The organism is Actinomadura mexicana, assembly GCF_900188105.1.
GTDB lineage: Bacteria > Actinomycetota > Actinomycetes > Streptosporangiales > Streptosporangiaceae > Spirillospora > Spirillospora mexicana.
Window position 1 is genome coordinate 124,792 of record NZ_FZNP01000019.1, and the last position, 26,992, is coordinate 151,783.

Below are 26,992 nucleotides of genomic sequence, written 5' to 3' on the forward strand. Positions count from 1 at the left end.
GGGCCCTACCCCGGCGCGCCCGGCCGGCCCGGGCGCCCGCGCGGGCGCAGCCCGTCGAAGGCGATCCGCAGGACGTCCTCGCGGGCCCCGGCGCGTCCGGCGGCGTAGGACATGCCGGCCAGCAGCGCCATGACCTCGCCCGGCCCGACGTCGGCGCGGACGGCGCCCGCTTCCTGCGCCCGTCCGAGGAGGACCCCGAGGGCGGCCTTCAGGTCCGGTCCGGCGCGCCCGGTGGCCTCCCGGGCGTCGACGCCGGCCTCGGCCAGCGCCTCGGTGACGGCCTGCTTGGTCGCCGCCTGCGAGACCACCCGGGTGAAGAAGCCGAAGAACGCCGCGTCCGGGTCGTCGGCGGACCGCAGGTCCCGCGCCTCGGCCGCCAGCCGTTCCAGCAGGGCGACGAGCACGGCCTCCAGCAGCGACTCCTTGGTGGGGAAGTGCCGGAACACCGTCCCGATGCCGACCCCCGCCTTGCGCGCGACCTCCTCGGTGGAGGCGGAGGTCCCCTGGACGGCGAAGACCTCCTCGGCCGCGGTGAGGACCTTGGCGCGGTTGCGCAGGGCGTCGGCGCGCAGCGGCCTGCCGGAGGCGGGTGATGTCATCGCGGCCTTCCGTTGACAAATGGAGTCTTGACTCCGTATTTTCTCATGCGGAGCACGTACTCCGATTCTAGAGGAGATCGCATGTCAGAGTTCGCCAGCCCCCGGGCCGTCTTCCAGCGGCTGATCGACGGGATCACCGCGCTGCGGCCGGAGGGCCTGCCGCAGCTCTACGCGCAGGACGCGGTGGTCGTGCACCCGTTCGCCCACCCGGCCTCGCGCCTGGAGGGCCGCGAGGCACTGCGCCGGCACTTCGCGCAGTTGGAGACGCTGACCGTGGAGCTGAAGGCGCGCAACGTCGTCGTGCACGAGACCGCCGACCCCGAGGTGATCATTACCGAGTTCGAGTACGCGGGACGCAACACCGAGAACGGGCGGGAGTTCGTCGTGCCCAACATCTTCGTCCTGCGGGTGCGCGACGGGCACATCGTGGAGTCCCGCGACTACGCCCACCACCGCGCGTTCGAGGAGGCGATGGCGTGAGACCCCCGGCCGCGGCGTCCCCCCACGAGGTGTTCGCGCGGCTCAGCGCGGGCATCTCGGCCGGCCGCTGGCACGAGCTCGCCGCCCTCTACGCCGAGGACGCGGTCGTCGAGCAGCCCTTCGCCCTCCCGTCCGCGGCGCCGCGCCTGGAGGGCCGCGCGGCGATCGACCGGCACTTCCGCGCCGCCGCCCGCGGGCCCCTCGACCTGCGCGCCCGCGACGTGGTGGTGCACGAGACCGGCGACCCGGAGGTGATCGTCGCGGAGTTCGGCTACGACGGGCGCGTCACCACGTCGGGCCGCGCGTTCCGCACCGCGAACATCCAGGTGCTGCGGGTGCGCGACGGCCTGATCGCCGAAACCCGCGACTACCACGATCACCCGGGCCTCGCTCGGGCGATGCGCGACGGCTGAGCGGGAGGGCCGCTCGGGGGCCGCCGGGCGCGGGGCGGTTGACTGGCCGTCCCGGCCGTTCCTAGTCTGGACGCTGGCATACCGACCGGTTGGTATGCCCCGTTCCGGGTGGCCGCCGCCACCCACGCCCCGCGCGGAGGCCCCGTGAGCACAGCACCGCCCGACGCCGACGAGCTGAGCAGGCGGGTCGGCGAGTTCCTCGCCGGCCACGACCCCGCGGCGACCGGGCCCCTGGAGTTCCTGCGGGCCCGGTTCGACGCCGGGCTCGCCTGGGTCCACTACCCCGAGGGACTCGGCGGGCTCGGCGCGCCGCGGCACCTGCAGCCCGCCGTCGACCGCCGGTTCGCCGAGGCGGGCGCCCCGACCAACCACCCCGAGCGCAACGGCATCGGGCTCGGCATGGCCGCGCCGACGATCCTCGCCTTCGGCACCGAGGAGCAGAAGCGCCGCTTCCTGCGCCCGCTGTGGACCGGTGAGGAGCTGTGGTGCCAGCTGTTCAGCGAGCCCGGCGCCGGCTCCGACCTCGCCGCGCTCGCCACCCGCGCCGTCCGCGACGGCGACGCCTGGACGGTCGACGGCCAGAAGGTCTGGACCTCCATGGCGCACGAGGCGCGCTGGGCGATCCTCGTCACCCGCACCGACCCGGACGTCCCCAAGCACCGCGGCATGACCTACTTCGTCTGCGACATGACCGCGCCGGGCGTCGAGGTCCGCCCGCTGCGGCAGATCACCGGCGAGGCCGAGTTCAACGAGGTGTTCCTCACCGGCGTGCGGATCCCCGACGAGCACCGGCTCGGCGAGGTCGGGCAGGGCTGGCGGGTCTCCACCACGACATTGATGAACGAGCGGGTCGCGATCGGCGGCAGCGCCGTGCCGCGCGAGAGCGGCATGATCGGCGTCGTCGCCGCGCTCTGGCGGGACCGCCCCGAGCTGCGCACCCCCGGCCTGCACGACGCCCTGCTGCGCGCGTGGGTGGAGACCGAGGCGGCCCGGCTCACCGGGGCGCGGCTGCGCCAGCAGCTCACCGCCGGGCAGCCCGGCCCCGAGGGGTCGGGCGCCAAGCTGGCCTTCGCCAGGCTCAACCAGGAGGTGTCCGGCCTGGAGCTGGAGCTGCTCGGCGAGGAGGGCCTGCGCTACGACGACTGGACGATGCGCCGCCCCACCGAGGTCGACTTCACCCGCCGCTCGCCCGGCTACCGCTACCTGCGCGCCAAGGGCAACTCCATCGAGGGCGGCACCTCGGAGATCCTGCGCAACATCATCGCCGAGCGCGTCCTCGGCCTGCCCGGCGAGATGCGCGTCGACAAGGACGCGGCCTGGAAGGACCTGCCCCGATGAGCGACCTGCTGTACGGCGAGATCGAGAACGACCTGCGGGCGAGCGTCCGCGACGTGCTGGGAGACAAGGCGCCCTGGACCTCCGTCCTCGCCGGCACCGAGAAGGACGAGCCCTACGACGCGCCCCTGTGGCGGGCGATCGCCGGCGGGCTCGGGTGCGCGGGCCTGCCGGTCCCCGAGGAGCTCGGCGGCGCCGGCGCCACCTGGCGCGAGACCGCCGTCGTGATGGAGGAGCTGGGCCGGTCCGCCGCGCCCGTCCCGTTCCTCGGCAGCGCCGTGATCGCCACGGCGGCCCTGCTGGCCGCCGGGGAGCGGGAGCTGCTCCCGCGGCTGGCCGCGGGGGAGCGGATCGCGGTCCTGGCGGTCCCGTTCAGCGCCGCGCCGGGCGACGTCCCGGTGACGGTCCGGGTCGCCGGCGGGGCGTTGACCGGCGAGGTCACCAGCGTCGCCGACGGCATGGCCGCCGAGGTGCTCCTCGTCCCGGCCGGGGACGGCCTGTACGCGGTGGACGCCGCCGACGCCCGCCGCACCGCCGCGACCTCGCTCGACATGACCCGCCGGCTCGCCGACCTCGCCTTCTCCGCCGCGCCGGCCCGGCGCGTCGCCGAAGGCACCGGCGCCGTGCGGGCCGCGCTGAGCACCGGCGCCGCGATGCTGGCGTCCGAGCAGCTCGGGCTCGCCGAGCGATGCCTGGACGACACCGTCGCCTACGTCAAGACGCGCTACCAGTTCGGCCGTCCGGTCGGCTCCTACCAGGGCCTCAAGCACCGGCTCGCCGACCTGTGGACCTCGATCACCCAGGCCCGCGCGGTCGCCCGCCATGCCGCGTCCTGCGTGGCCGCGGGCGACGGGGACACGCCGATCGCGGTCGCCGTCGCGCAGGCGCACTGCTCGGCGGTCGCCCTGAAGGCGGCCGAGGAGTGCGTGCAGATGCACGGCGGCATCGGCTTCACCTGGGAGCACCCGGCGCACCTCTTCCTGAAGCGCGCCAAGGCCGACTCCATCGCCCTCGGCACGCCCGACCGGCACCGCACGGCCCTCGCCGCGCTGGTGGACCTGCCTCCGGCCTGACAGCGGCGGCGGGCGGACGGCCCCGGCGCGCGGGCGCGGGGCCGTCCGGCTAACCGGTGATGACCGCCAGGATCCGGGCGCCCTCGGGGAACGCGCCGCGCTCGGCCAGTGCCAGGACGCCGAACATCATCTTCGCCGTGTAGTTCCGGTCGAGGACGACCCCGTGCCGGCCGGCGAAGTCGTCGGCGAACGCGTCCAGTTCGGGGGTGGACCTCGCGTAGCCGCCGAAGTGGAACCCGTCCTCGACGCTCCAGTCGCCGCGCCGCCCGCCGTAGGTCTCGCGCTGGAGGCGCTCCACCTCGCCGGTCATGAAGCCGCCCTTCAGCACGGAGAACCCGACGGCGCGCTGCCGCGGGGCCAGGCCGGCGGCGAGCCCGGCCAGCGTCCCGCCCGTCCCGCAGGGGCAGCACACCACGTCGAAACCCGGGACCTCGGCGCCCAGTTCGGCGCAGCCCCGGACGGCCGGCGCGTTGCTTCCCCCCTCCGGCAGGAGGTAGAAGTCGCCCCACCGCTCCCGCAGCGCCTCGACGACGTCGGGTTCGTGCTTGCGCCGGTAGGTCGCGCGGTCCATGTAAGTGAGGCGCATGCCCCTGCGCTCGGCGTGCGCCAGGGTGTCGTTCAGCGGCAGGTGCTCCTCGCCGCGGATCACGCCGATGGTCGCGAACCCGTGGATCCCGCCCGCCGCCGCCACGGCCCGGATGTGGTTGGAGTAGGCGCCGCCGAACGTCAGGAGCGTCCCGTGCTCGCGCGCGGGCCCGAGATTGTGCCGGAGCTTGCGCCACTTGTTGCCCGGCAGCTCCGGGTGGATCAGGTCGTCCCGCTTCAGGAACAGCCGGAGCCCGCGGCGGGCCGCGCGCTCGTCCGCCAGCTCCACCACCGGTGAGGTCGTCTCGGGGGAAGGGGTCACGGCATCGGCAGGCCGAGCATTGCGCGCAGCGTCCGCTGCACCTCGTCGATGCCCGGCCGCGCGTCGACGGTGACCACGTACTCTTTGCGGCCGAACAGCTCCAGGATCGGGTCGGTCCTCTCGTGGTAGTCGCGCAGCCGCTCGGCGAGCGCCTTCTCCGTGTCGTCCTCGCGGGACACCAGCTCGCCCCCGCACACGTCGCAGCGGCCCTCCTGGGTCGGGCGGTCGGCGATCAGGTTGTAGTCCATCCCGCACCCGTTGCACAGCCGGCGGGCCAGCACCCGGCGGCGGACCTCCTCGTCCGGCAGGTCGAGATGGATCACGCCGTCGATGTCGTAGCTCTCCAGGAAGAACTCCGTCTGCCGCCGGCTGCGCGGGAACCCGTCGACGACGAACCCGTAGTTCCAGTCGTGCTGGGCGAGCCGGTCCCGCACGACGCTCTCCGCGAGATCGTCCCCGACCAGCTCGCCGGACGCCATGATGCGCCGCACCTGCGCCCCGAGCTTGGTGTGGTTCTTGACGTGCCAGCGGAAGACGTCGCCGACGCTGATGTGGACGATGTCCAGATCGCGCGCCAGCAGCTCGGACTGGGTGCCCTTGCCGCTTCCGACAGCGCCGATGATGACGTACTTGCGCATGGGGAGAGCCTATGCGCGCCGTCCCGGTCAGAGCGGCAGGCGCAGGCGGCGGCCCAGCCTCCGGAAGCGGGAGTCGGGGGCGCTCTCGGGCGAATCCTCCCGCACCGTCAGGCTCTCCAGCAGCGTGTCGAACGCGGGCGGGCGGACGCACACCAACGTCGCGCGGGCCCTGCGGGCGCAGTGCAGCCGAACCGACGGACGCAGCAGCCGCGAGAACGGGCCCCGCGTGCCGCGCCCGACGACCAGGATGTCGTCGTCGCCCGCCAGCCGCACCAGCGTCGCGCCCGGCTCCCCGACGAGCGCCAGCGCGGTCATCGCCACGCCCTCGGGCGGGCCGCCGCACACCTCCGCCAGCAGCCGGGCGATGAGCTCGGCCCCGGAGCCGCGCAGCGCCTCGGTGATGCCGCAGCCGAGCTGGCCCGCCGCCGACACGTGCGGGGGAAGCGGCGCGGCGTGCGCGACCAGCAGCGGCAGCCGGCGCAGCCGCGCCTCGCCGATCGCCCAGGACAGCGCGCAGCGCGCACCCGCGGAGTCGTCCACCCCCACCACGACGCGGGGCCCGCCCTCCGGTCTCGCGATCACGGTCCCTCCTGTGGCCGCCGGGTGACAGCAGTCTAGACAGAAGGCATACCCGTTCCCGCGCGAGAGTTCCAGGTTCCGGGGGCACCGGTTCGCGACGAACCCGCAACGAACCTGCGACGAGGGCGTGGCCGCTGGACCATCCGGCGCCGCGCGGGGCAGACTCCCGGTATGGCCGCACCGCACGAGCACGACTCCTCCTGCGCCGTCGCGCACGGCGACGTCCAGCCCGAGACGGGGGAGCGGACGCTGGTCGCGGTGTTCGCCGGCCCCGTCGCCGACCACCTGCTGCGCTACGCCGCCGACCTCGGCTACCGCACGTTCCTCGTCGACCCCGACAAGGACCGCGACGGCACGGCCGACCTGCCGTCCCTGGACGCCACCGCGGACGTCGTCGTCACCGACCACCACCGGCCCGAGCTCGGGCCGGTCCTGCGCGACGTGCTGACGCAGCCCGTCCGGTGGGTCGGCGTCATGGGCAACCCGCGGCACCCCGCCCCGCACATCCCGGCCCTCACCGAACTCGGCGTCCCCGCGGCCGACATCGCCCGGGTGCACCGCCCGATCGGCCTCAACATCGGCTCCAGGACCCCCGCCGAGATCGCCCTCGCGACCCTCGCCGGCCTGGTCGCCGACCGCAACGGCCGCCCCGGCGGCTTCGAGTTCTAGTGCTGGCGGCCGCCTACGACGCCTTCGCCGGGCCGCTGGAGATCCGGGAGCTGCCCGACCCGGGGGCGCCGCCCGGCGGCGCGGTGCGACGAGATGGCCTGCACGACCGCGGCCGCGCTCGGCTGCCGGTTCGCCACCGCGTTCCGCGCCGTCCTCGCGCAGGGACGGGTCCGCGCGGGCGAGTGGACGGCCGTGCACGGCTGCGGCGGCGTCGGGCTGTCCGCCGTCATGATCGCCGCGGCGGCCGGCGCGCGGGTCGTGGCGGTCGACGTGTCGCCGCAGGCGCTGGAGCTCGCGCGCCGCTGCGGCGCGTCCGCCGTCGTCGACGCCGCGGCCCACGACGACGTGGCCGAGGCCGTGCGCGAGGCGACCCGCGGCGGCGCGCACCTCTCGCTGGACGCGCTCGGCAGCCCGGCCACCGCCCGCGCCTCGGTCGAGACCCTGCGCCGCCGCGGCCGGCACGTCCAGGTCGGGCTGCTGCCGCCCGGTGCGGGCCGCGCCGACCTGCCGATGGAGCGGGTGATCGGCTGGGAGCTGGAGATCGTCGGCAGCCACGGGATGGCCGCCCACGCCTACGGCCCGATGATGGAGCTGGTCCGCGCCGGGGCGCTGCGCCCCGACCTGCTGGTGGGGCGCGTCCTGGCCCTGGACGACGCCCCGGCCGCCCTCGCCGCGATGTCCGGCGCCGGGATCACGGTGATCGAACCTCAGCGCCGGCGTCCCCCCGGCGACGGCGCCGGTCGCGTCGACGGGGCGCGAGCGTAGGATCTGAGGTGTAGCCCGTGTTCTGTCAGTGGGCTCGTCTACGGTCGGAGGCGACGGCGCCCGCCGCCCTCGCCGCTCTGGCGATGCCGCCCAGCAGAGGTGAAGACCACCATGCCGAACACCATGCCGAACACCATCGACACCGACCGTGACTTCCAGTCGCTGGCCGACCCGTACCGGCGGGAGCTGCTGGCGCACTGCTACCGGATGCTCGGCTCCATCCACGACGCCGAGGACCTGGTGCAGGAGACCTACCTGCGGGCATGGCGCTCCTACGGCGGCTTCGAGGGCCGCTCCTCGCTGCGCACGTGGCTGTACCGCATCGCCACGAACGTGTGCCTGACCGCCATCGACCAGCGCGGTAACCGGCCCATGCCGTCCGGCCTCGGGGCGCCGAGCGAGGAGCCGGAGCGGCCCGTGGTGGCCTCGGACGAGGTGCCGTGGCTGGAGCCCGCCCCCGACACCGTGCTCGGCGCCGACGCCGCCGACCCGGCGACCATCGTCACCGCGCGCGAGAGCACCCGCCTGGCGTTCGTCGCGGCCCTGCAGCACTTGCCCGCCAAGCAGCGGGTCGTGCTGATCCTGCGGGACGTCCTGAAGTGGCGGGCCGCCGAGGTCGCCGAGCTGCTCGACACCTCCACCGCCGCGGTCAACAGCGCGCTGCAGCGGGCGCGCGCGCAGCTGGAGGAGAACGCCCCCCTGCGCGACGAGCTGGTCGAGCCGACCGACCCCGGCCAGCGCGACCTCCTGGAGCGCTACGCGAAGGCGTTCGAGACCGCCGACATCGCGAGCCTGATCGAACTGTTCAAGCAGGACGTCGTCTGGGAGATGCCGCCCTTCCCGCAGTGGTTCGTCGGCGCCGACCGCGTCGTCCGGCTCATCCTGGCCCAGTGCGGCCCCACCCCCGGCGACATCCGGATGGTCCCGGCCGCCGCGAACGGGCAGCCGGCCTTCGGGCTCTACATGCGCGACGCCGCGGGCGTGCACCGCGCCTACCAGCTCCAGGTGCTGAGCATCACCGGCGACGGCGTCGCGCACGTCTCGGTGTTCTTCGACACGACCCTGTTCCCGGTGTTCGGGCTGGCCGAGAGCCTCTGATCGCGCCCCTGGCTTCCACTGGGCGGAAACAGGCGCGGGGCGCGCGCCGCGCCGGCTGCGAGGGTGGTGGCCGGGCGGGGCGCCGTGACTGCCTCCCGCCGAGCGGGAATGGGGGGCGTAGGGACGAGGCCCCGGCCCCGGCGGCGGGCGCCGCGGCCGCGTCGGTGGCGGACCGTCCCTGGGCGCCTGCGGCGTACGCGCCCCCGCGGAAGGGAAGCGAGAAGGGATCAGGGCATGACGCATCCGCCGTACCTGCACCCGGGCTACAGGAGCACCGTGCTCCGCGCCCCGTCGCAGGATCTGCTCATGCCGAAGCTGGGGCCGGACAGCGTCGAGCTGACCTCCCCGGTCTTCGGGCACCAGGAGCTCGGGCTAAGGGACCACGACCTCACCGTCCAGCACGCCGGGGAGCCGCTCGGCGAGCGGATCGTCGTGACCGGCCGCGTGCTCGACGGCGCGGGCCGCCCGGTGCGCGGCGCGCTCGTGGAGGTCTGGCAGGCGAACGCGTCGGGCCGGTACCACCACCTCGGCGACCTCCATCCGGCGCCGCTCGACCCCAACTTCACCGGCGCCGGACGCTGCCTGACCGACGGCGACGGCCGCTACCGGTTCGTCACGATCAAGCCGGGCGCCTACCCGTGGGGCAACCACCACAACGCGTGGCGGCCCGCCCACATCCACTTCTCGGTGTTCGGCACCGCGTTCACCCAGCGGCTCGTCACCCAGATGTACTTCCCCGGCGACCCGCTGTTCGCCTACGACCCGATCTTCCAGTCGATCCCGGACGAGCGGGACCGGGAGAAGCTGGTCTCGCGGTTCGACATGGACACCACCACGCCGGAGTGGGCGCTCGGCTACCAGTGGGACATCGTCCTCGACGACACCCCGATGGAGGCCTGATGCGCACGCCCTCCCTCACGCCCTCGGCCGTGACGCCATCGCAGACGGTCGGCCCCTTCTTCGGTCACGCGCTGCCGTACGAGGCGGGCCCGCAGGTGGTCCCGCCGTGGCGACCCGACGCGATCCGGGTGCGCGGGCGCGTCCTGGACGGCGCGGGACAGCCGGTGCCGGACGCGCTGCTGGAGATCTGGCAGGCCGACGGGAACGGCGAGGTCCCGCGGCGCCCCGGCGGCATCGTGCGCGCCGGGCACGGATTCTCCGGCTTCGGCCGGTGCGGCACCGACGCCGACGGCGGCTACTGGTTCAGCACCGTCAAGCCCGGCGCGGTCGGCGGGAGCGCGCCCTACATCGCCGTGCTGGTGTTCGCCCGCGGCCTGCTCAAGCCCGTCTTCACCCGGTTGTACTTCCCCGAGGACGTGGCCGCCCGCGCGGCCGACCCGCTGCTGGACGCCGTCCCGGAAGAGCGGCGCGCGACCCTGGTCGCCGAACGCGAGGGCGAGCGGGAGTACCGGTTCGACGTCCGCCTGCAGGGGGACGGGGAGACGGTGTTCCTTGCCTTCTGACGAGCACGGGCCGCCGCCCGGCGGGCACGGGCCCGCGCAGGAGCGCCGCCCGGCGCCGGACGCGGGACTGCTGTCGCCCGTCCGGGCGGGGACGGAGGCCGAGGCCGCCACCAGCGACCTGGCCTACCTGACCGCCATGCTCGACGCGGAGGCGGCGCTCGCCCGCGCGCAGGCCCGGCTCGGCCTCGTCCCCGCCTCCGCCGCGGAGGCGATCACCACCGCCGCCGCGGACGCGGACCGGTTCGACCTGCCCGGCATCGCCCGCCGGGCGCGCGGCTCCGGCAACCCCGTCGTGCCGCTGGTCGCCGATCTGCGCGTGCTCGCCGGCTCCGCGGGCGTGCACGTCCACAAGGGCGCCACGAGCCAGGACATCGCCGACACCGGCGCCATGCTCGTCGCGGCCCGCGCCAGGCGCGGCGTCCTCGCCCACCTCGACCGGGCACTGGACGCGCTGGCCGGGCTCGCGGCGCGGTACCGCGACACGCCGATGCCGGCCCGCACGCTCGGCCGGCAGGCGCTGCCGACGACGTTCGGCGCCAAGGCCGCGGGCTGGCTGATGGGCTGCCTGGAGGCGCGGGAGGGCCTGGCCGCCGTGCCGCTGCCCGCCCAGCTCGGCGGCCCCGCCGGGACCCTGGACGCCTTCGGCGACCGGGCCCTCGACCTCGTCGCCGCCTACGCGCAGGAGACCGGGCTGGCGCGGCCCGTCCTGCCGTGGCACACCCGCCGCACGCCCGTCGCCCGTCTCGCGGCGGCGCTGGCGGTGGCCGCCGGAGCCCTCGGCAAGATCGCCACCGATGTGTGGCTGCTGGCGCAGAGCGAGGTCGGCGAGGTCGCGGAGGCCCCGGGCGCGGGCCGGGGCGGCTCGTCGTCGATGCCGCACAAGCGCAACCCGGCGCTGTCCGCGCTGGTCCGGTCCGCCGCCCTGCAGGTCCCGGCGCAGGTCCAGGTGATCCTCGCCGCGCAGGCCGCGCCGCACGAGCGGCCGGCGGGGGAGTGGCACGCCGAGTGGCAGCCGCTGCGCGAGTGCCTGCGGCTGACCGGCGGCGCCGCCGAGACGGCCGCCGAGCTGCTGGACGGCCTGGAGGTGTCCACCGAGCTGATGCGCGCCGACCTCGACGACCTCCTCGACGTCCTCGGCGACGATCCCGGGACCGGCGCCGCCGCCGCCCTCGTCGGCCAGGCCCTCGACGCGTACCGCAGGAGGCGCACGTGACCGCCGCGCCGCAGCACCGCCTGGACGGACCGGACGGCGCGCCCGTCGTCGTCCTCGGCCCGTCCCTGGGTACTTCCATGGATCTGTGGCTGCCGCAGCTGCCCGCGCTGGCGCGCTCCTGGCGCGTGCTGCGCTACGACCTGCCCGGCCACGGCGGCGCGCCGCCGCCCGGAGGCCCGTTCACCGTCGAGGACCTCGCCGGCGGGGTCGTCGCCCTGCTGGACGGCCTCGGCGTCGAGCGGGCCGCCTACGCCGGGGTGTCGCTCGGAGGCGCGGTCGGGACGGCCCTGGCGCTGCGCGCCCCGGAGCGCGTCACGAGCCTGGTCCTGTGCTGCACGTCCCCGCGCTTCGGCGACCCGGGGCCCTGGCGCGAACGCGCCGCGCTCGTCCGCCGCGAGGGGGTCGGCCCGGTCGCGGACAGCGCGGCGGGACGCTGGTTCACGCCGTCCTTCACCGGCGCGGACCCCTACGTGGCGATGCTCCGCGCCACCGACGCCGAGGGCTACGCCGGCTGCTGCGACGCCCTGGCCGCGTTCGACGCGACCGCGCGCCTGGCCGAGATCTGCACGCCGGCCCTGGTGGTCGCCGGGGCGCAGGACGGCCCGACCCCGCCGCGCGGCCACGCCGAACTGCTCGCCGCCGGCATCCCGGGGGCCCGCCTGACGGTGGTCGAGGGCGCCGGGCACCTGGCGAACGCCGAACGCCCCGCCGAGGTCACCGAGGCGATCACCGAGCACCTGGACCGCACCTGGAAGGGATCCCGCCGATGAGCGAGCGCATGTCCGAGGGGGAGCGGCACACGCGGGGCATGAGGACGCGGCGCGAGGTCCTCGGCGACGCCCACGTCGACCGCGCCGAGGCCCGCAAGGACGGCTTCACCGCCGACTTCCAGGACATGATCACCCGGTACGCGTGGGGGGAGGTCTGGAGCCGTCCCGGCCTGGACCGCAGGACCCGCAGCTGCATCACGCTGACCGCCATGGTCGCGGGCGGCCATCTGGACGAACTGGCCATGCACGTGCGCGCCGCGCTCCGCAACGGGCTGACCCCCGACGAGATCGGGGAGGTGCTCCTGCAGACGGCGATCTATTGCGGAGTGCCCGCCGCGAACTCCGCGTTCGCCGTCGCCCAGCGGGTACTCACCGAACAGGAGTGACGGGCGCGGGGCCGGGCGGAGGAGCCACGTGGGAGGGGACACCGGGAAAAGGGGCGCCGGGAAGGGAGGCAGGGCGGAACGCGCGCGGCCGCTCAGCGTGACGGGCAAGGTCATGGCCATCCTGAACGCCTTCGCGCAGGGCGACGTCCGCCTCAACCTGAGCGAGATCTGCCGCCGTGCCGGCCTGCCGCTGGCGACCGGCCACCGGCTCGTCGGGGAGCTGGTCGGCGGCGGGTTCCTGGAGCGGGTCCCGGACGGCACGTACCGCATCGGCACCCGGCTGTGGCGCATCGGCAGCCAGGCCCCGGCGGTCACCGGGCTGCGGGAGCTGGCCCTCCCGCACATGGAGGACCTTTACGAGGCCACCCACGACAACGTCCAGCTGGGCGTGCTCCGCGACGACCGGGTGCTGATCGTGGAGCGGCTGCGCGGGACGCGGTCGGTGCCGGTCGTGACCCAGGTCGGCGCGACGCTGCCGCTGCACACGACCGGAGTCGGGAAGGTGCTGCTGGCGTTCGCGCCGCCGCGGGTGCGGGAGGAGGTCCTGGCCGGCGAGCTGCCCCGGCACGCGGCGCGCTCCATCACCGACCCCGGCGAGCTGCGGCGCTGCGTCGAGCAGGTCCGCCGCTCCGGCTACGCGGTGACCCGCGACGAGATGACGCTCGGCGCGTCGTCCGTGGGCGCCCCCGTGCGCGACGGCGCGGGCGACGTGGTCGCGGCGGTGTCGCTGGTGTCGAGCACCCGCAGCGCCGACCTGCGGCGGCTGCTGCCCCCGCTGACGACCGCCGTGCGCGCCCTGTCCCGGGACCTGGCGGCGCACTGGCGCGGGGGCCCCGACATGTTTTCCGCTGAGCGGAACACCGAAGCCTGAACCTGCGGTGACGCGCGCGAACATCGGCGGGCGGACATCACGAGGAGGATCGATGCGGACCCAGGTCGCGATCATCGGCGGAGGGCCGGCGGGGCTGCTGCTGTCGCATCTGCTCCATCTCCAGGGGATCGACTCGGTGGTGCTGGAGAGCCGCGACCGCGACTACGTGGAGCACCGGCAGCGTGCCGGGATGCTGGAGCAGGGGACGACCGACGTCCTGCGCGAGAGCGGCGCGGGCGAGCGGCTGGACCGGGAGGGCCTGGTCCACCACGGGCTGGAGCTGCGGTTCGGCGGCGCCGGGCACCGGGTCCCGCTGACCGACCTCACCGGCCGGACCGTGACGGTCTACGCCCAGACCGAGATCGTCAAGGACCTCGTGGCCCGGCGGCTGGCCGACGGCGGCGACGTGCGGTTCGAGGCGGAGGTCGTGGCGCTGGACGCCTCCGCGCCGAGCGTGACCTTCCGCGACGGCGGCCGGGCCCGCACCCTGGACTGCGACTTCGTCGCCGGCTGCGACGGGTTCCACGGCGTCAGCCGCCCGGCGGTGCCGGGCCTGCGGACGTTCGAGCGCGAGTACCCCTTCGCCTGGCTCGGGATACTCGCCGGCGTCCCGCCCTCCACCGACGAGCTGATCTACGCCCACCACGACCGCGGGTTCGCGCTGCACAGCCTGCGCTCCCCGCAGGTCAGCCGCCTCTACCTCCAGGTGCCGCCGGACGAGGACATCGCCGCGTGGCCCGACGCCCGGATCTGGGACGAGCTCGCGGCGCGGTTCGCCACCGATGACGGCTGGGAACTGCGCGAGGGCCCGATCACCGACAGGTCGATCACGCCGATGCGCAGCTTCGTGGCCGAGCCGCTGCGGCACGACCGGCTGTTCCTCGCCGGCGACGCGGGGCACATCGTCCCGCCGACCGGGGCGAAGGGCCTCAACCTGGCGGTGTCGGACGTGACCGTCCTGGCGCGGGCGTTCGCCGAACGGTACGCCTCCGGGTCGCACACCCTGCTGGACGGCTACTCCGACGCGTGCCTGCGGCGGGTGTGGCGGGCCGAGCACTTCTCGTACTGGATGACCACGCTGCTGCACACCGACCCGGCCGCGACCGGCTTCGAGCGCCGGCTCCAGCGCTCCCACCTGGACTACGTCGCCTCCTCCGAGGCGGCCAAGACCTCCCTGGCCGAGAATTACACCGGCCTGCCCCTCGCCTAGCCGCGGCGGGCCCGCGGCGGCCGGATGAGATGCACGTCACCGAAATTGGCAGCCCCTGAAATTTTGCCACGTAGGCAAGTTCGGTCTACGGTGAGACGCGTGGCGGTACGCCCGGCCCCCGGCCCGGCGGCCGCCGGCGCGAGCCGTGCCCCACGCGGACGCGGAAGGTGAAAGGCTTCGGCATCCGCTCGACGCCGCCGCCCGGCCCGGCGGCGGCCGCGAGACCGCCCCCGCCCGGCCCTGACCGGCGCAGAACCCGATGCGAAGGACAGCGCAGTGAGCCTCCTCGACCAGCCGCCCCGCCAGGTCGGCGCGTTATCACGACTGCGCAGGCCGGGACGTGCCGGCGCGGCCGCGGGACGCCCCGGCGGCCGGCCGCGGCCCGTCCGCGAGCTGCTGCTGATCATCGTGCTGTTCGCCGCCTACAAGCTCGGGCGGCTGCTGGCCGACGGGCGGGTGAGCGAGGCGTTCGACAACGCCCACCGCGTCCTGCGCCTGGAGCGCGTCCTCGGCCTGCCGGGCGAGGCGGGCGTCCAGCACGGGCTGCTGCACAGCCAGTTCCTCGTGCAAGCGGCCAACTCCTACTACGCCTATGTGCACTTCCCGGCGGCCGTGCTGTTCCTGCTCTGGATCTACCTGCGGCGGCCGGCCCACTACCGGTGGGTGCGCCGGGTGCTCGTCGCGCTCACCGCCGCGGCGCTCGTCCTGCACCTGCTCGTGCCGCTGGCGCCTCCGCGCATGCTGCCCGCGGCGGGGCTCGTCGACACCGCAGCCCGGTTCGGGCCCTCGGTGTACGGGGCGCCGCAGACCGACACGATCGCCAACCAGTACGCGGCCATGCCGTCCCTGCACATCGGCTGGGCGGCCGTCATCGCGCTCGGGCTGGTCGTCACGTCCAGGACGCGGTGGCGGTGGATGTGGCTCCTGCACCCGATCGCGACGATCGCGGTCGTCGTCGGCACCGCCAACCACTACTGGCTGGACGGGATCGTGGTGCTGGCGCTGCTGGCGGTCACCGTCCTGCTGCTGCGCCCGCCGCAGGCGGACGAGCCCGCGGGCTAGCCTGCGGGCTCTCCGCCCAGCGTCTCCAGCAGCTCGGTCACCGGCTGCAGCTTCTCGTACAGCAGCAGGACCGGCTCGCCCGGCGCCGCCATGTCCAGCGCCGAGGCCAGCGCTCCCTTCAGATCGCCGGCCGGGTGGTGGCGCACGTCCGGGCGGACCTCCCGCAGCCCCTGGACGATCAGCCGGGTCATCTCGCCCGAGCGGCGCCCCCGCAGGTCCTCGTCCTCGTAGACGACGACGCGGCCGAACGTGCCCGCCAGCGCCCGGGCGGTCTCGCTCACCAGCTCGTCGGAGCGGTCGCCCGGCAGCGTCACGGCCGCGACCCCGGCGCCGCCCCAGCAGCGCTCGACGAACGCCCCCATCGCCCCGACCGCCGCCGGGTTGTGCGCGTAGTCGACCAGGACGGGGTTGGCGCCGACCTGGTACACGCAGCCCCGGCCGGGGTTGCGCGTGTGCGGGTCGAAGGAGCGCAGCGCCCGCGCCACCACCTCCACCGGCACGCCGAGGGCGCGGGCGGCGGCCGACGCGGCGAGCGCGTTGGCGATCACGTGGCGGGCGTGCCCGCCGAACGAGCCCGCCACCTCGGCGGCCGGCAGGATCGGGGTCCGGCGGTCGCCGCGCGCCTCGGTCAGCCACCCGTCCCTGACGCTGTAGCCGGCGCCGCCGCGGCGCAGGTGGCCGGCGAGGACGGGGGCGTCGGGGGACAGGGCGAAGTAGCGCAGCACCGGGTCGCGCTCGCGGACCCCCGGGCGTTCGGCGAGGCCCGCGGACGCCTCGTCCTCGGCGTTGAGGACGACGTGGCCGCCGCGCCGGATCTCTTCGGCGACCAGGGCCTTGATGTCGACCAGGTCGTCCACGGACTCGGTGTCGTCGACGCCGAGGTGGTCGCGGGTGACGTTGGTGACGACCGCGACGTCGGCGCGGTCGTAGCCGAGGCCGCGCCGCACGATGCCGCCCCGCGCGGTCTCCAGCACCGCCGCCTCCACCGACCGGTCGCCGAGGACCATCTCCGCCGAGCGCGGCCCGGACGCGTCGGACCGGTGGACCAGGCGCCCGCCGACGTAGACGCCCTCGGTGCTGGTCATGCCGGTCCGGCGCCCGTCCAGCTCCAGCATGTGCGCGATCATCCGGACGGTCGTGGTCTTGCCGTTGGTGCCGGTGACCGACACGACCGGGACCCGCGACGGTGTCCCCTCCGGGTACATCAGGCCGATGATGTCGCCGGCGACGTCGCGTCCCGCGCCCCGGTGCGGCGCCAGGTGCATCCGCAGGCCCGGCGCGGCGTTGACCTCCAGGATCCCGGCGGCGCCGTGCTCGGCGGGCGGCGGGGAGGCGGCGTCGGGCAGCCGCAGGTCGATGCCGCACACGTCCATGCCGACGGCCGCGGCGGCCCGCACGCACATCGCGGCGACCTCGGGGTGGACGTCCGCGGTCACGTCCCGGCTGGTGCCGCCGGTGGACAGGTTCGCGTTGCGGCGCAGCCACACCCGCTCCCCGTCGGCGGGCACCGACCGCGGGCCGTGCCCCTGCCGCTCCAGCAGCGCCAGCTCGGTGGGGCCGAGGACGAGCCGGGTCAGCGGCCGGTCGTGGCCCTCGCCGCGCGCCGGGTCGGCGTTGACCCGCTCCATCAGCGCCGCGACCGGGGCCGTCCCGTCGCCGGTCACGCACGCGGCGGTCAGCTCGGCCGCCGCCGCGACCCGGCCGCCGACCACCAGCACCCGGTAGTCCTTGCCCGGGACGTAGCTCTCGACGAGGACCTCGCCGCCGCCCGCGGCCGCCGCCGCGAACGCGGCCACCACCTCCGGCGCCGTGGTCAGCTCGATGTGCACGCCCTCGCCCTGGTGCCCCGCCAGCGGCTTGACGACCACCGGGCCCCCGACGGCGCGCAGCGCCTCCAGCGCCTCGCCCGGGGACGCCGCGACGCGCCCCTCCGGCACGGGCAGGCCGGCGTCGGCGAGCAGGCGGTGCGCGAGCCGCTTGTCGCCCGCGACCTCCATCCCGATCGCCGAGGTGGCGTCGGTCATCGCCGCCCACACCGTCCGGCGGTACCGCCCGTACCCCAGGCGCAGCAGGTTGAGCCCGCCGACCCGGCGCACCGGCACGCCCCGCTCGCGCGCCGCCCGCGCCAGCGCCGCCGTGCTCACCCCGAGCCGCTCCTCCTCGTGGACCGCGGCGACCCGGGCCAGGTCGGCCGAGGTGCCCGGGACGAGCCCGGCGAGCGCCCCGTTCACGATCCGCACCGCCAGGGTGATCAGCCGTTCCACCACCGGGCTCGCGGACGGCTCGTCGGGCGGGCACTCCAGGATCACGTCGTACTCGGCGGGCCCGCCCGCGCGCACGGTGCGGCCGAAGAACACCTCCCGGCCGATCAGTCCGGACAGCTCCAGCGTGACGTGCTCGGTGACGTGGCCGAAGTAGGTCCCGCGCGCCATCGCCTCCAGCAGCCCGCCCGGCCGGCCCGCCGAGCAGTGGTGGTCGGCCAGCCCGGGCAGGGCGTCGACGAGCCGCTCGGCGAAGCCGGGGTGGTCGGTGGTCTCGTGGCCGGTCAGGCCCTGCAGGTTCAGCCGCGCGATCGCGACCGGCCGGGACAGGTAGACGTTCGGGCCGCCGAGGCGGCGCACATGATCGAGTCGCACCGCTATCCCTCCTCCGGGCCGCGCATGTTGCCGATCGCCGGGAGCCGGTCGTTCATCTGGAACGCGCAGCCGGCCGGCAGCAGGTGCAGCGACACGTCGAGCATGGCCATCGGCTCGTCGTCGGAGGCGGCGTAGGCGACCGTGGCCTGCCCGGCGTCCACGACCGTGACGACGCCCGTCCCGACGACCTCGAACCGCCCGTCGCCGACCACGATCGCCGTGTCCTCGTCGATCCCGACGCCGAGCAGCCGGATGTCCAGCGCTATCCCGCTCATCAGCCTCGGCAGCCGCCCCCGCTCGTTGAAGTGCATGTCGATCAGCACGTTGTCGAGCAGGCCGAGCCCGGGGCCGACCTTCACGGTGGAGGCGGCGACATCGTGGCCTCGGCCGCCGAGGATCATCCAGTGGCCCATGGCGGTGGCGCCCGCGCTCGTCCCGGCGATCACCAGGCCCTCCTGGTCGAGCCGGCGCTTGAGCAGCTCGTTGGTCCTCGAACCGACCAGGGTGCGGATCCGCGACTGGTCGCCGCCGCTGAACAGCACCCCCGTCGCCATCTCCAGCGCCCGTAGCGTCGCCGCGTCGTCGGCCGCCGCCCGGCCGAGCAGCCGCAGCTCGCGCACCGAGGACACGCCGAGCCGCCCGAACACGGCGCTGTACTCGTCGGCGACCTCCTCGGGCACCTCCGTCGCCGTGGTGATGACGACGATCCGTGCGTCCTCGTCGCCCGCCAGCTCGACGAACGTCTCCAGCGGGCCGGAGCCGCAGACGCGGTTCTCCGCACCACCGATGATCAGCAGCCGGCCCTTGCGTCCGGCGCCCCCGTGTTTGTGGTTCACATGTGCTAGCTACCCCTGATAACCGCCTGTAGTCGCGCGAACGCGACAAGTCATGGGATGCGGTGCGCCGCGCTGTGACATGCTGGGCCGGTGAGCGGCCCCGTTCCCGCGGACGACGCCGTGCGGCCGCCGTCCGGCGCGGCCCGCCCGTGCCCGCACCCGGGCGGCCCTGCCGCCGCGCTGGCCGCCGCGTCCGCCCACTACCTGCGGGGCGAGCCGATCGACATGTCAGCGCTCGCCGCCGAGCTGGGCGTCGGGCGCGCCACCCTCTACCGGTGGGTCGGCAGCCGCGAGCAGCTCCTGGCCGCCCTGCTCGGGGAGATGACCGAGCGCACCTACCGCGTCGCCGCCCGCGGCGTCGGCGGCGGCGGCGCCGAGCGGATCCTCGCCCTCCTGGAGAGGTTCATGCGCGCGGTGGTGGACGCCGAGCCGCTGAAGGCGTTCACCGAGCGGGAGCCCCGGCTGTTCATCAGGCTGGCCACCATGCCCGGCACCATCGAGGACCGTGCCACCGAGCTGCTCACCGGCGAGCTCCAGGCGGAGATCGACCGCGGCGCGCTGGGCACCCGGCTGCCGACCCGGACGCTCGCGCAGGCCATCGTCCGGGTCGCCGACTCCTTCATGTACGCCCATTACCTGGGCGGGAACCGGCCGGAGATCGACCAGGCGCTGGAGGTCGTCGAGCTGCTGCTGCGGCCCTGCCCGGGCGGCGGGGAATCACCGGGCGCGGCCGGACGCTGAATCTGTCGGGGCGTGACCGTTTCGTGGCATTGCTCCCCGTGAGAGGCTGAAAGTCATTGGACGCATCGTCGAAAGAGGGGCCGTGAGCGACATCCCCCGCCGCGCGGTGACGCGGACCGCCAAGCTGGCGACCCTCCCGCTCGGCTTCGCCGGGCGCACCGCGCTCGGTCTCGGCAAGCGGACCATCGGCCGCCCCGCCGAGGCCGTCGCGCTGGAGGTCCAGCGCCGCACCGCCGAGCAGCTGTTCGCCGTGCTCGGCGAGCTGAAGGGCGGCGCCATGAAGGTCGGCCAGCTGCTGTCGATCTTCGAGGCCGGGCTGCCCGAGGAGGTCGCCGGGCCGTTCCGCGCCAGCCTGACCCGCCTCCAGGAGGCGGCGCCGCCCATGCCCGCCGCGACGACGCACCGCGTCCTCGCCGAGGGCCTCGGCGAGGACTGGCGCGCGATGTTCGCCGAGTTCGACGACCGCCCGGCCGCCGCCGCCTCCATCGGCCAGGTCCACAAGGCCGTCTGGCACGACGGCCGCACGGTCGCGGTCAAGGTCCAGTACCCCGGCGCCGCCCGGGCCCTCATGAGCGACTTCAACCAGATCTCCCGCCTCAGCCGCCTCGTCACGCCGCTGTTCCCGGGCGTGGAGGTCAAGCCGGTCATCGCCGACCTCAAGCGGCGCCTGGAGAAGGAGCTGGACTACGTCGACGAGGCCCGCGCCCAGACCGCCTTCCACGACGCCTACGACGGCGATCCGGACTTCGCCGTCCCCGCCGTCGTCGCCCAGTCGGGCAACGTGCTGGTCACCGAGTGGCTGGAGGGCACCCCGCTCGCCGAGGTCATCGCCGGGGGCGACCAGGAGGCCCGGGACCGCGCCGGCCTGCTGCTGTTCCGCTTCCTGCTGTCCGGCCCGGCCCGCTGCGAGATGATCCACATCGACCCGCACCCGGGCAACTTCCGGCTGCTGGACGACGGCCGCCTCGGCGTCATGGACTTCGGCGGCGCCGCCCGCGTCCCCGCCGAGCTCCAGTGGTCGATCGGGCGGCTGCTGCGCATCGGCACCCTCGGCGACCCCGACGACATCGTGGACGCGCTGTTCGAGGAGGGCTTCCTGGTCGGGGACGCCGAAGTGGACCCCGACGAGGTCGCCGCGCTCGTCGCCCCGCACGCCGCCCCGTTCGCCGTGGAGCGCTTCCGCTACTCCCGCGAATGGCTGCGCGAGCAGACGGCCCGCGGTTTCGGTCTGGCCTCCGACCTGCGGCCCGGCGCGCTCGCCCGCGCGTTCCGCCTGCCGCCGCAGTACCTCGCCGTCAGCCGCGCCCTCTCCGGCTGCGGGGGCGTCCTGTGCCAGCTGGAGGCCGAGGGCGAGTACCGCGCCGAAGCCGAGCGCTGGCTTCCCGGCTTCTCCGCCGACACCGACCCCGACCTCGACGACCAGGCGCAGGTCACCGCCTGAGCCCGGCGGTCAGGTCAGGGCCTGGGCCTCCTCCTGCTCCATCCGCTGGTTCCATTCGCGCTTCCCGGACTGCCAGCCGTCCTCGTCGCGGCCGCGCCGCCAGTAGCCGGAGATCGACAGCCGGTCCAGGGGGAGGCCGCGCTCGACGCGCAGGTGGCGGCGGAGCGCCTTGACGAAGTTGGCCTCGCCGTGCACGAAGGCGTGCACCTCCCCGTCGGGGAAGTCGAGCTTCTGGACGGCCTCGACCAGCAGGTCGCCGACCTGGCCGCCGCCCCGGTGCAGCCAGACGATCTCCGCGTCGCCGGGCGTGCGCAGCTCCTGCTCCTCCTCGGGCCCCGCGACCTCGACGAAGACCCGGGCGGGGGCGCCGTCCGGGAGACGTTCAAGCGAGGCCGCGATCGCGGGCAGGGCGCTCTCGTCGCCGGCGAGCAGGTGCCAGCCGGCGTCGGCGCGGGGAGCGTAGCCGCCGCCGGGGCCACTGAAGAAGATCTCCTCGCCCGGCCGGGCGCCCGCCGCCCACGGGCCGGCCAGGCCCTTGTCGCCGTGGTGGACGAAGTCGATCGTCAGCTCGCCCGTCCCGGCGTCCCACGCCCGGACGGTGTAGGTGCGGGTGCTCGGCCACTGCTCGCGCGGCAGCTCGGCGCGCACCCGCTCCATGTCGAACGGTTCGGGGTAGGCGACACCCGGCCGCGGGAACAGCAGCTTCACGTAGTGGTCGGTGAACTCGCCCGCGCCGAAGTCCGAGAGCCCGTCGCCGCCGAGGACCACGCGGATCATGTGCGGTGCGAGGCGCTCGGTGCGCAGCACCGTCCCCCGGTGGAGTCTGCGTCCCTTGCGTGCCGGTTCCGTCGCCATACGGTCCCCTCCGATGATCCGGATCACAGTGCTTAGGGAACCCTAACCTCTGCCGGATCCGGAATGTTCCCCGATGGCGGGCCGGTGGTCAGTGCGCCGGGGCCGGGCGGGCCGTGCGGGTGCGCGCGACCTCGGCGGCGAGCGCCTCGAACGCGGCGTCGGTCTCCTCCCCGGCGAGGACGGTCGCCAGCGTCGACTTCACGACGACGACGCCGTACCGGGGCGAGACCCAGATGAGCTGGCCGCCGAGGCCGCTGGCCGAGAAGTCGCCGTTCTCGCCGAGCCACCATTGCAGGCCGTACCCCCTGTTGAACGCGGCGGACGGCCGCGTCGACTCCGTCACCCAGGAGGCGGGGACGACCTGGCGCCCGTTCGCCCTGCCGCCGTTCAGGTACAGCAGGCCGAACCGCGCGAAGTCGCGGTCGGTGGCGTAGTAGCAGCAGTACCCCATGCTGTTGCCGTTGGAGTCGTTGCCGAGGTACGCCTTGGCGGCCATCCCGGCCGGTCCCCAGATCTTCTCCTGGACGTAGGCGTGGTACGGGACCCCGGTCGCCTTGGCCACGACCCAGGACAGGACGAACGAGTTCATGCTCGTGTACTCGAACCTCGTCCCCGGCGCCCATCCGCGCTTGCGCTGCTTGGCCAGTTCGGTCAGCGGATAGCCGAGGCTCGCGGCGACGTGCACGAACGGCACGTCGTTGGTCTCCGTCCACTGGATGCCCGACGACATCCGCAGCAGGTCGCGCAGCGAGACGCCGTCGTACCCCGAGCCCCTCAGCTCCGGGACGTACCGGGTGACCGGGTCGTCGATCGAGTCGATGAAACCCTCGCCGAGCGCGATGCCGACCGCGGCCGAGGTGAACGACTTCGCCATCGACCACGACTGGAACAGGGTGTCGCGGTCGGTGGTGACGTACCGCTCGAAGACGACGTCGCTCCGGTCCAGGACGACGAACCCCTGCGTCCCGGTCCGGGCGAGGTAGTCGTCGAGGGTGTGCTCCTGGCCCTCGTAGGTGTAGGTGACCGCGAGCGGCCGGTACGCCTCGCGCAGGGCGACGGGATCGGACGAGGGGAGCAGGGGGTCGAAGCCGCGCGCGGCCTCGGTGACGCGGGCGGACGGCGGGGACGGCGGCGAGGGCGCCGGGGGAGCGGCGTGCGCCGGGCGAGCGGCGAGGGCGACGGTGACGGCGGCTGCGGCGAGTGCGAGCGTCCATGGCCTGCGGCGCATCGGACCTCCGTGGGGGGATCGGCCGGGGTTCCTCACCGATGGTGATCGCGAAGCGCCGCCGCGTCCATGGTGCGGGGAGACGAAATCCGGCGGCGGACATGGCGTCGCGGCACAAAGGCCCGCGGCCTGTGTCCGGTGACCCTCCGATCAGGGCCTTCTGCGGTACGTTCGTCGGGCCTGCGCCCCTCAGCCGCCCGCGCCGCCGGAGGAACGATGTCCGTGCTCGCCCAGCTGCTCGCCGCCGTCGCCGACGGCTCCGTGGAGATCGTCGACTTGACGGCGCCGCTGTCGGAGCGGACCCCGATCCTGCGACTGCCGGAGCCGTTCGCCAACACCGTCCCGTTCCGGCTGCGGGAGATCAGCCGCTACGACGACCGCGGACCCGCCTGGTACTGGAACGACATCGAGACCGGCGAGCACGTCGGCACCCACTTCGACGCCCCGGTGCACTGGGTCACCGGCCACGGCGGCGAGGACGTCTCGCAGGTCCCGCCCGCCCGGCTGGTCGCCCCCGCCGTGGTGCTGGACGCCTCCGGTCGCGCCGCCGCCGATCCCGACTTCCTGCTGGAGATCGACCACGTCCGCGACTGGGAGCGGGCGCACGGCCCGCTCCCGGACGGCGGCTGGCTCCTGTACCGGACCGGCTGGGACGCCCGCGCCGCCGACCAGGACGCCTTCCTCAACGCCGACGAGAACGGCCCGCACACCCCGGGGATCTCGGCCGAGTGCGCCCGGTGGCTGGCGGAGGAGACGCCGCTGCTCGGCCTCGGCGTGGAGACCGTCGGCACCGACGCGGGCGCCGCCCACGGCTTCGACCCTCCGTTCCCGTGCCACTCCTACTTCCTCGGCGCCGGCAAGTACGGGCTCACCCAGCTGCGGAACCTCGACCGGCTGCCGGCCCGCGGCGCCGTGCTGCTCGCCTCGCCGCTGCCGATCGTCGGCGGCTCGGGCAGCCCCGCCCGGGTGCTCGCGCTGACCGAGCGGTGAACGTCGCCGAGGCGGTGGGGCGGACCCTCGCGCGGTTCGGCGCCGGCACCGTCTTCGGAGTCGTCGGCAGCGGCAACTTCCACGTCACCAACGCCCTCGCGGCGAACGGCGCCCGGTTCGTCGCCGCCCGCCACGAGGGCGGCGCCGTGACGATGGCCGACGCGTACGCGCGGGTGAGCCGCGGCCTCGGCGTCGTGACCGTCCACCAGGGACCCGGCCTGACCAACGCGGTCACGGGCATGGCCGAGGCCGCCAAGAGCCGAACACCGCTGCTGGTGGTCGCGGGCGAGGTGGCCGCCGCCGCGGTCCGCTCCAACTTCCGCGTCGACCAGGCGGCGATCGCCGCGGCGGTGGGCGCCGTCCCCGAGCGGGTCCACTCCCCGCAGACCGCCCTGGCCGACGTGGCGCGCGCCTGCCGGACGGCGGTCGCCGAGCGCCGCACGGTGCTGCTCGGGCTGCCGCTGGACGTCCAGGCCGCCGACTTGCCGGACCCGCCCGCCCGGACGGCCGCGCGCGCCCGGCCGGGCGGGGTCCCGGCGATGCCGGTACCGCCGCCCGCCGCGATCGCCGGCCTCGCCGACGCGCTCCAGGCGGCGCGGCGGCCGGTGTTCGTCGCGGGGCGCGGCGCGCGGCTGTCGGGCGCCCGCGACGCGCTGGCCGAGCTCGCCGGACGCTGCGGGGCGCTGCCCGCGACGTCGGCGGTGGCGCGCGGGCTGTTCGCCGGCGACCCGTTCGCCCTGGACGTCAGCGGAGGCTTCGCCACCCCCGCCGCCGCGGAGCTGATCCGCGGCGCCGACCTGGTCGTCGCCTGGGGCTGCTCGCTGAACATGTGGACGACGCGGCACGGCGCCCTCATCGGCCGGGACGCCGCGGTCGTGCAGGTCGACGTGGACGCGCACGCGCTCGGCGCGCACCGCCCCGTCGACCTCGGCCTGATCGGCGACGCCGCCGAGACCGCGCGGGCCGCCTCGGCCGAGCTCGGCGCGCGCGGGCACCGGGCCACCGGCTACCGCACGCCCGAAGTGGCCGAGCGGCTCGCCCGCGAGGGTCGCTGGCAGGACGTCCCCTACGACGAGCATCCCGGCGAGGACGGCGGCGACGGCCCCCGCATCGACCCGCGCACGCTGACGATCGCCCTGGACGGGATGCTGCCCCGCGAGCGCACGGTCGCCGTCGACTCCGGCAACTTCATGGGCTACCCGGCGATGTTCCTGGACGTCCCCGATGACGACGGCCTGGTGTTCACGCAGGCGTTCCAGTCGGTGGGGCTCGGCCTCGCGACCGCCATCGGCGCGGCCGTGGCCCGCCCGGACCGGCTCACCGTCGCCGCGCTCGGCGACGGCGGCGCGCTGATGTCGGTCGCGGAGCTGGAGACGGCCGTCCGGCTCGGGCTCGGCCTGCTCGTGCTCGTCTACGACGACGAGGGCTACGGGGCGGAGGTGCACCACTTCGGTCCGGGCGGGCACCCCCTCGACGCCGTCACGTTCCCGCCCGCGGACCTGGCCGCGATCGGGCGCGGGTTCGGCTGCGCGGCGGCGACCGTCCGGACGCCGGACGACCTCGCGGAGGTGGCCGGCTGGCTGGCGGGGCCGCGCGACCGGCCGATGGTGGTGGACGCCAAGATCACGCGCAGCCGCCCCTCGTGGTGGCTGGCGGAAGCGTTCCGGGGTCATTAGCTGACCCTGTGTAGTTGCGCGCTCCCTGGGAACGATCACGAGTACGGCCGCCGTGGCCTGCTTCACACGTTCGAGGAGGAGACATGACGCGAGGGCCGAGGCTGCCCGAACTCGCCAGGGAGATGTCGGCGGAGTTCGCCGGCACGCTGATCCTGATCCTGTTCGGCGTCGGCGTCGTCGCCCAGGTCGTGGCGGCGAGCGGGCTCGGCGACCCGCAGAGCCTTGGGGACCACAACAGCATCGCCTGGGCCTGGGGGTTCGGCGTCACGCTCGGCGTGTACGTCGCGGCCAGGACCAGCGGGGGGCACCTGAACCCGGCCGTGACCCTCGCGCTGGCGGTGTTCAAGGGCTTCCCCTGGCGCAAGGTCCTGCCGTTCTGCTTCGCGCAGACGCTCGGCGCCTTCGTGGCCGCGCTGATCGTCAGGTGGGACTACAGCGAGATCCTCGCCAAGTTCGACCCCGGCCACACCCTGAAGACCCAGTTCGTGTTCTCCACCCTGCCGGGCAACGGCTCACTGCCGATCGGCACCTGGGGCGCGTTCCGCGACCAGGTGATCGGCACCGCCATCCTGCTGTTCCTCGTCCTGGCCCTCACCGACCTGCGCAACGCGCCGCCGCTGGCCAACCTGGCACCGCTGATCATCGGCATCGTGGTGGTGGCGATCGGTATGGCGTGGGGCTCCGACGCCGGCTACGCGATCAACCCGGCCCGCGACTTCGGGCCGCGGCTCGCCCAGTACATCACCGGTTACGACACCGCCTGGCGGGACCAGTACGGCGACCTGTACTTCTGGGTGCCGATCGCCGCGCCGCTGATCGGCGGCGTGCTCGGCGCCGGCCTGTACTTGCTGCTCGTCGGGCGCCACCTTCCAGAAGAGGAGGGCGGCCTGCCCACGGGGCCGGAGCCGGAGTACGACGTCACCTGACGGGCCCGTTCCCGCGGGCGGAAAGGAAGAGTCCATGGCCGACTTCGTCGGGGCCCTCGACCAGGGCACGACCAGCACCCGATTCATGATCTTCGACCACGGCGGCAACGAGATCGCCCGCCACCAGCTCGAACA

The 26,992-nt window shown here is 75.1% G+C and carries 28 protein-coding genes; 20 read left to right on the plus strand and 8 right to left on the minus strand.

Annotation, left to right across the window (positions count from 1 at the left end):
- Positions 1-5: 5 nt before the first annotated feature.
- Positions 6-599: a TetR/AcrR family transcriptional regulator gene (locus tag CHC11_RS34570; protein ID WP_089316091.1), complete on the minus strand. Its 594-nt coding sequence runs from the start codon at positions 597-599 to the stop codon at positions 6-8.
- A gap of 81 nt (positions 600-680) precedes the next feature.
- Here CHC11_RS34570 and CHC11_RS34575 point away from each other — a divergent pair, with 81 nt between their 5' ends.
- The 4 genes from CHC11_RS34575 to CHC11_RS34590 all read left to right on the plus strand — a co-directional run bounded on the left by CHC11_RS34575 (position 681) and on the right by CHC11_RS34590 (position 3,900).
- Positions 681-1,079, plus strand: a complete 399-nt coding sequence (locus CHC11_RS34575; RefSeq protein ID WP_089316092.1) for a nuclear transport factor 2 family protein — start codon at positions 681-683, stop codon at positions 1,077-1,079.
- On the plus strand, positions 1,076-1,492 hold the full coding sequence (locus CHC11_RS34580; RefSeq protein ID WP_089316093.1) for a nuclear transport factor 2 family protein: 417 nt from the start codon (positions 1,076-1,078) through the stop codon (positions 1,490-1,492). Before CHC11_RS34575 ends, CHC11_RS34580 begins: the two co-directional genes overlap by 4 nt.
- A 144-nt stretch (positions 1,493-1,636) precedes the next feature.
- Positions 1,637-2,830, plus strand: coding sequence for an acyl-CoA dehydrogenase family protein (locus CHC11_RS34585; protein WP_089316094.1), 1,194 nt, complete (start codon positions 1,637-1,639; stop codon positions 2,828-2,830).
- Positions 2,827-3,900 (plus strand): acyl-CoA dehydrogenase family protein, encoded by a 1,074-nt coding sequence (locus CHC11_RS34590; RefSeq protein ID WP_089316095.1) that lies wholly within the window; start codon positions 2,827-2,829, stop codon positions 3,898-3,900. The genes CHC11_RS34585 and CHC11_RS34590 overlap by 4 nt, the downstream gene beginning before the upstream one ends.
- 49 nt (positions 3,901-3,949) lie before the next feature.
- Here CHC11_RS34590 and CHC11_RS34595 read toward each other — a convergent pair whose 3' ends face one another.
- The 3 genes from CHC11_RS34595 to CHC11_RS34605 are packed head-to-tail and all read right to left on the minus strand — an operon-like array spanning position 3,950 to position 6,027.
- Complete coding sequence (locus CHC11_RS34595) at positions 3,950-4,807, minus strand: 1-aminocyclopropane-1-carboxylate deaminase/D-cysteine desulfhydrase (RefSeq protein ID WP_089316096.1); 858 nt, start codon at positions 4,805-4,807, stop codon at positions 3,950-3,952.
- Positions 4,804-5,445 carry an adenylate kinase family protein gene (locus tag CHC11_RS34600; protein WP_089316097.1) on the minus strand — a complete coding sequence of 214 codons (642 nt, stop codon included), beginning with the start codon at positions 5,443-5,445 and terminating at the stop codon, positions 4,804-4,806. The genes CHC11_RS34595 and CHC11_RS34600 overlap by 4 nt, the downstream gene beginning before the upstream one ends.
- A 27-nt stretch (positions 5,446-5,472) precedes the next feature.
- Positions 5,473-6,027: a universal stress protein gene (locus CHC11_RS34605; RefSeq protein ID WP_179279152.1), complete on the minus strand. Its 555-nt coding sequence runs from the start codon at positions 6,025-6,027 to the stop codon at positions 5,473-5,475.
- Between the two features lie 168 nt (positions 6,028-6,195).
- Here CHC11_RS34605 and CHC11_RS34610 point away from each other — a divergent pair, with 168 nt between their 5' ends.
- From CHC11_RS34610 to CHC11_RS34660, 11 genes are all read left to right on the plus strand, one after another.
- A complete protein-coding gene (locus CHC11_RS34610) occupies positions 6,196-6,693 on the plus strand; it encodes an XdhC family protein (protein ID WP_089316098.1) in 498 nt (165 codons plus the stop codon).
- A gap of 93 nt (positions 6,694-6,786) precedes the next feature.
- Entirely contained in the window at positions 6,787-7,458 is a 672-nt protein-coding gene (locus CHC11_RS34615) for a zinc-binding dehydrogenase (RefSeq protein ID WP_089316099.1), read from the plus strand.
- A 111-nt stretch (positions 7,459-7,569) separates the two neighbouring features.
- Positions 7,570-8,556, plus strand: a complete 987-nt coding sequence (locus CHC11_RS34620) for a sigma-70 family RNA polymerase sigma factor (RefSeq protein ID WP_089316119.1) — start codon at positions 7,570-7,572, stop codon at positions 8,554-8,556.
- Positions 8,557-8,742: 186 nt separating this feature from the next.
- A complete protein-coding gene (gene pcaH / locus CHC11_RS34625) occupies positions 8,743-9,456 on the plus strand; it encodes a protocatechuate 3,4-dioxygenase subunit beta (protein WP_281258409.1) in 714 nt (237 codons plus the stop codon).
- Entirely contained in the window at positions 9,456-10,019 is a 564-nt protein-coding gene (gene pcaG / locus CHC11_RS34630) for a protocatechuate 3,4-dioxygenase subunit alpha (RefSeq protein WP_179279153.1), read from the plus strand. Before pcaH ends, pcaG begins: the two co-directional genes overlap by 1 nt.
- On the plus strand, positions 10,009-11,232 hold the full coding sequence (gene pcaB / locus CHC11_RS34635; RefSeq protein ID WP_089316101.1) for a 3-carboxy-cis,cis-muconate cycloisomerase: 1,224 nt from the start codon (positions 10,009-10,011) through the stop codon (positions 11,230-11,232). Before pcaG ends, pcaB begins: the two co-directional genes overlap by 11 nt.
- Positions 11,229-12,002 carry a 3-oxoadipate enol-lactonase gene (gene pcaD, locus CHC11_RS43050; RefSeq protein ID WP_342750031.1) on the plus strand — a complete coding sequence of 258 codons (774 nt, stop codon included), beginning with the start codon at positions 11,229-11,231 and terminating at the stop codon, positions 12,000-12,002. Before pcaB ends, pcaD begins: the two co-directional genes overlap by 4 nt.
- On the plus strand, positions 11,999-12,388 hold the full coding sequence (gene pcaC, locus CHC11_RS43730) for a 4-carboxymuconolactone decarboxylase (protein ID WP_089316102.1): 390 nt from the start codon (positions 11,999-12,001) through the stop codon (positions 12,386-12,388). The genes pcaD and pcaC overlap by 4 nt, the downstream gene beginning before the upstream one ends.
- A 28-nt stretch (positions 12,389-12,416) precedes the next feature.
- Complete coding sequence (locus CHC11_RS34650; protein WP_245920146.1) at positions 12,417-13,259, plus strand: IclR family transcriptional regulator; 843 nt, start codon at positions 12,417-12,419, stop codon at positions 13,257-13,259.
- A 52-nt stretch (positions 13,260-13,311) separates the two neighbouring features.
- Entirely contained in the window at positions 13,312-14,469 is a 1,158-nt protein-coding gene (locus CHC11_RS34655; RefSeq protein ID WP_089316103.1) for a 4-hydroxybenzoate 3-monooxygenase, read from the plus strand.
- A 276-nt stretch (positions 14,470-14,745) separates the two neighbouring features.
- The gene (locus CHC11_RS34660) at positions 14,746-15,531 is read left to right on the plus strand and encodes a phosphatase PAP2 family protein (RefSeq protein WP_245920148.1); all 786 of its coding nucleotides are present in this window, start codon (positions 14,746-14,748) and stop codon (positions 15,529-15,531) included.
- Here CHC11_RS34660 and cphA read toward each other — a convergent pair.
- Positions 15,528-18,167: a cyanophycin synthetase gene (gene cphA, locus CHC11_RS34665; protein WP_089316104.1), complete on the minus strand. Its 2,640-nt coding sequence runs from the start codon at positions 18,165-18,167 to the stop codon at positions 15,528-15,530. The genes CHC11_RS34660 and cphA overlap by 4 nt on opposite strands.
- Positions 18,168-18,169: 2 nt before the next feature.
- Entirely contained in the window at positions 18,170-19,003 is an 834-nt protein-coding gene (locus CHC11_RS34670) for a cyanophycinase (RefSeq protein WP_089316105.1), read from the minus strand.
- Positions 19,004-19,093: 90 nt separating this feature from the next.
- On the opposite strand from CHC11_RS34670, the gene CHC11_RS34675 reads away from it, so the two are divergent.
- Together CHC11_RS34675 and CHC11_RS34680 are read left to right on the plus strand one after the other, a co-directional pair.
- Positions 19,094-19,744: a TetR/AcrR family transcriptional regulator gene (locus CHC11_RS34675; protein WP_218826366.1), complete on the plus strand. Its 651-nt coding sequence runs from the start codon at positions 19,094-19,096 to the stop codon at positions 19,742-19,744.
- Between the two features lie 82 nt (positions 19,745-19,826).
- Positions 19,827-21,185: an ABC1 kinase family protein gene (locus CHC11_RS34680; protein ID WP_179279154.1), complete on the plus strand. Its 1,359-nt coding sequence runs from the start codon at positions 19,827-19,829 to the stop codon at positions 21,183-21,185.
- Between the two features lie 9 nt (positions 21,186-21,194).
- Here CHC11_RS34680 and CHC11_RS34685 read toward each other — a convergent pair whose 3' ends face one another.
- Positions 21,195-22,040: a siderophore-interacting protein gene (locus CHC11_RS34685; protein WP_089316106.1), complete on the minus strand. Its 846-nt coding sequence runs from the start codon at positions 22,038-22,040 to the stop codon at positions 21,195-21,197.
- Positions 22,041-22,128: 88 nt separating this feature from the next.
- Positions 22,129-23,268 carry a serine hydrolase domain-containing protein gene (locus CHC11_RS34690; protein ID WP_089316107.1) on the minus strand — a complete coding sequence of 380 codons (1,140 nt, stop codon included), beginning with the start codon at positions 23,266-23,268 and terminating at the stop codon, positions 22,129-22,131.
- 213 nt (positions 23,269-23,481) lie between these two features.
- Between CHC11_RS34690 and CHC11_RS34695 the strand changes: the two genes are divergently transcribed.
- The 3 genes from CHC11_RS34695 (at position 23,482) to CHC11_RS34705 (ending at position 26,857) form a co-directional block, all read left to right on the plus strand.
- On the plus strand, positions 23,482-24,255 hold the full coding sequence (locus tag CHC11_RS34695; RefSeq protein WP_089316108.1) for a cyclase family protein: 774 nt from the start codon (positions 23,482-23,484) through the stop codon (positions 24,253-24,255).
- Positions 24,252-25,931 carry a thiamine pyrophosphate-binding protein gene (locus CHC11_RS34700; protein ID WP_089316109.1) on the plus strand — a complete coding sequence of 560 codons (1,680 nt, stop codon included), beginning with the start codon at positions 24,252-24,254 and terminating at the stop codon, positions 25,929-25,931. Before CHC11_RS34695 ends, CHC11_RS34700 begins: the two co-directional genes overlap by 4 nt.
- 83 nt (positions 25,932-26,014) lie before the next feature.
- On the plus strand, positions 26,015-26,857 hold the full coding sequence (locus CHC11_RS34705; RefSeq protein WP_245920150.1) for an MIP/aquaporin family protein: 843 nt from the start codon (positions 26,015-26,017) through the stop codon (positions 26,855-26,857).
- Positions 26,858-26,992 lie beyond the last annotated feature (135 nt).

Bases quoted from the DNA above. Each gene is read 5' to 3' on its own strand.
- CHC11_RS34620 (WP_089316119.1), top strand. From the start codon at position 7,570: ATGCCGAACACCATGCCGAACACCATCGACACCGACCGTGACTTCCAG.
- CHC11_RS34590 (WP_089316095.1), top strand. From the start codon at position 2,827: ATGAGCGACCTGCTGTACGGCGAGATCGAGAACGACCTGCGGGCGAGC.
- CHC11_RS34695 (WP_089316108.1), top strand. From the start codon at position 23,482: ATGTCCGTGCTCGCCCAGCTGCTCGCCGCCGTCGCCGACGGCTCCGTG.
- CHC11_RS34575 (WP_089316092.1), top strand. From the start codon at position 681: ATGTCAGAGTTCGCCAGCCCCCGGGCCGTCTTCCAGCGGCTGATCGAC.
- CHC11_RS34610 (WP_089316098.1), top strand. From the start codon at position 6,196: ATGGCCGCACCGCACGAGCACGACTCCTCCTGCGCCGTCGCGCACGGC.
- CHC11_RS34655 (WP_089316103.1), top strand. From the start codon at position 13,312: ATGCGGACCCAGGTCGCGATCATCGGCGGAGGGCCGGCGGGGCTGCTG.
- CHC11_RS34705 (WP_245920150.1), top strand. From the start codon at position 26,015: ATGACGCGAGGGCCGAGGCTGCCCGAACTCGCCAGGGAGATGTCGGCG.
- CHC11_RS34600 (WP_089316097.1), bottom strand. From the start codon at position 5,445: ATGCGCAAGTACGTCATCATCGGCGCTGTCGGAAGCGGCAAGGGCACC.
- pcaG (WP_179279153.1), top strand. From the start codon at position 9,456: ATGCGCACGCCCTCCCTCACGCCCTCGGCCGTGACGCCATCGCAGACG.
- CHC11_RS34570 (WP_089316091.1), bottom strand. From the start codon at position 599: ATGACATCACCCGCCTCCGGCAGGCCGCTGCGCGCCGACGCCCTGCGC.
- pcaC (WP_089316102.1), top strand. From the start codon at position 11,999: ATGAGCGAGCGCATGTCCGAGGGGGAGCGGCACACGCGGGGCATGAGG.
- CHC11_RS34615 (WP_089316099.1), top strand. From the start codon at position 6,787: ATGGCCTGCACGACCGCGGCCGCGCTCGGCTGCCGGTTCGCCACCGCG.
- CHC11_RS34690 (WP_089316107.1), bottom strand. From the start codon at position 23,268: ATGCGCCGCAGGCCATGGACGCTCGCACTCGCCGCAGCCGCCGTCACC.
- CHC11_RS34685 (WP_089316106.1), bottom strand. From the start codon at position 22,040: ATGGCGACGGAACCGGCACGCAAGGGACGCAGACTCCACCGGGGGACG.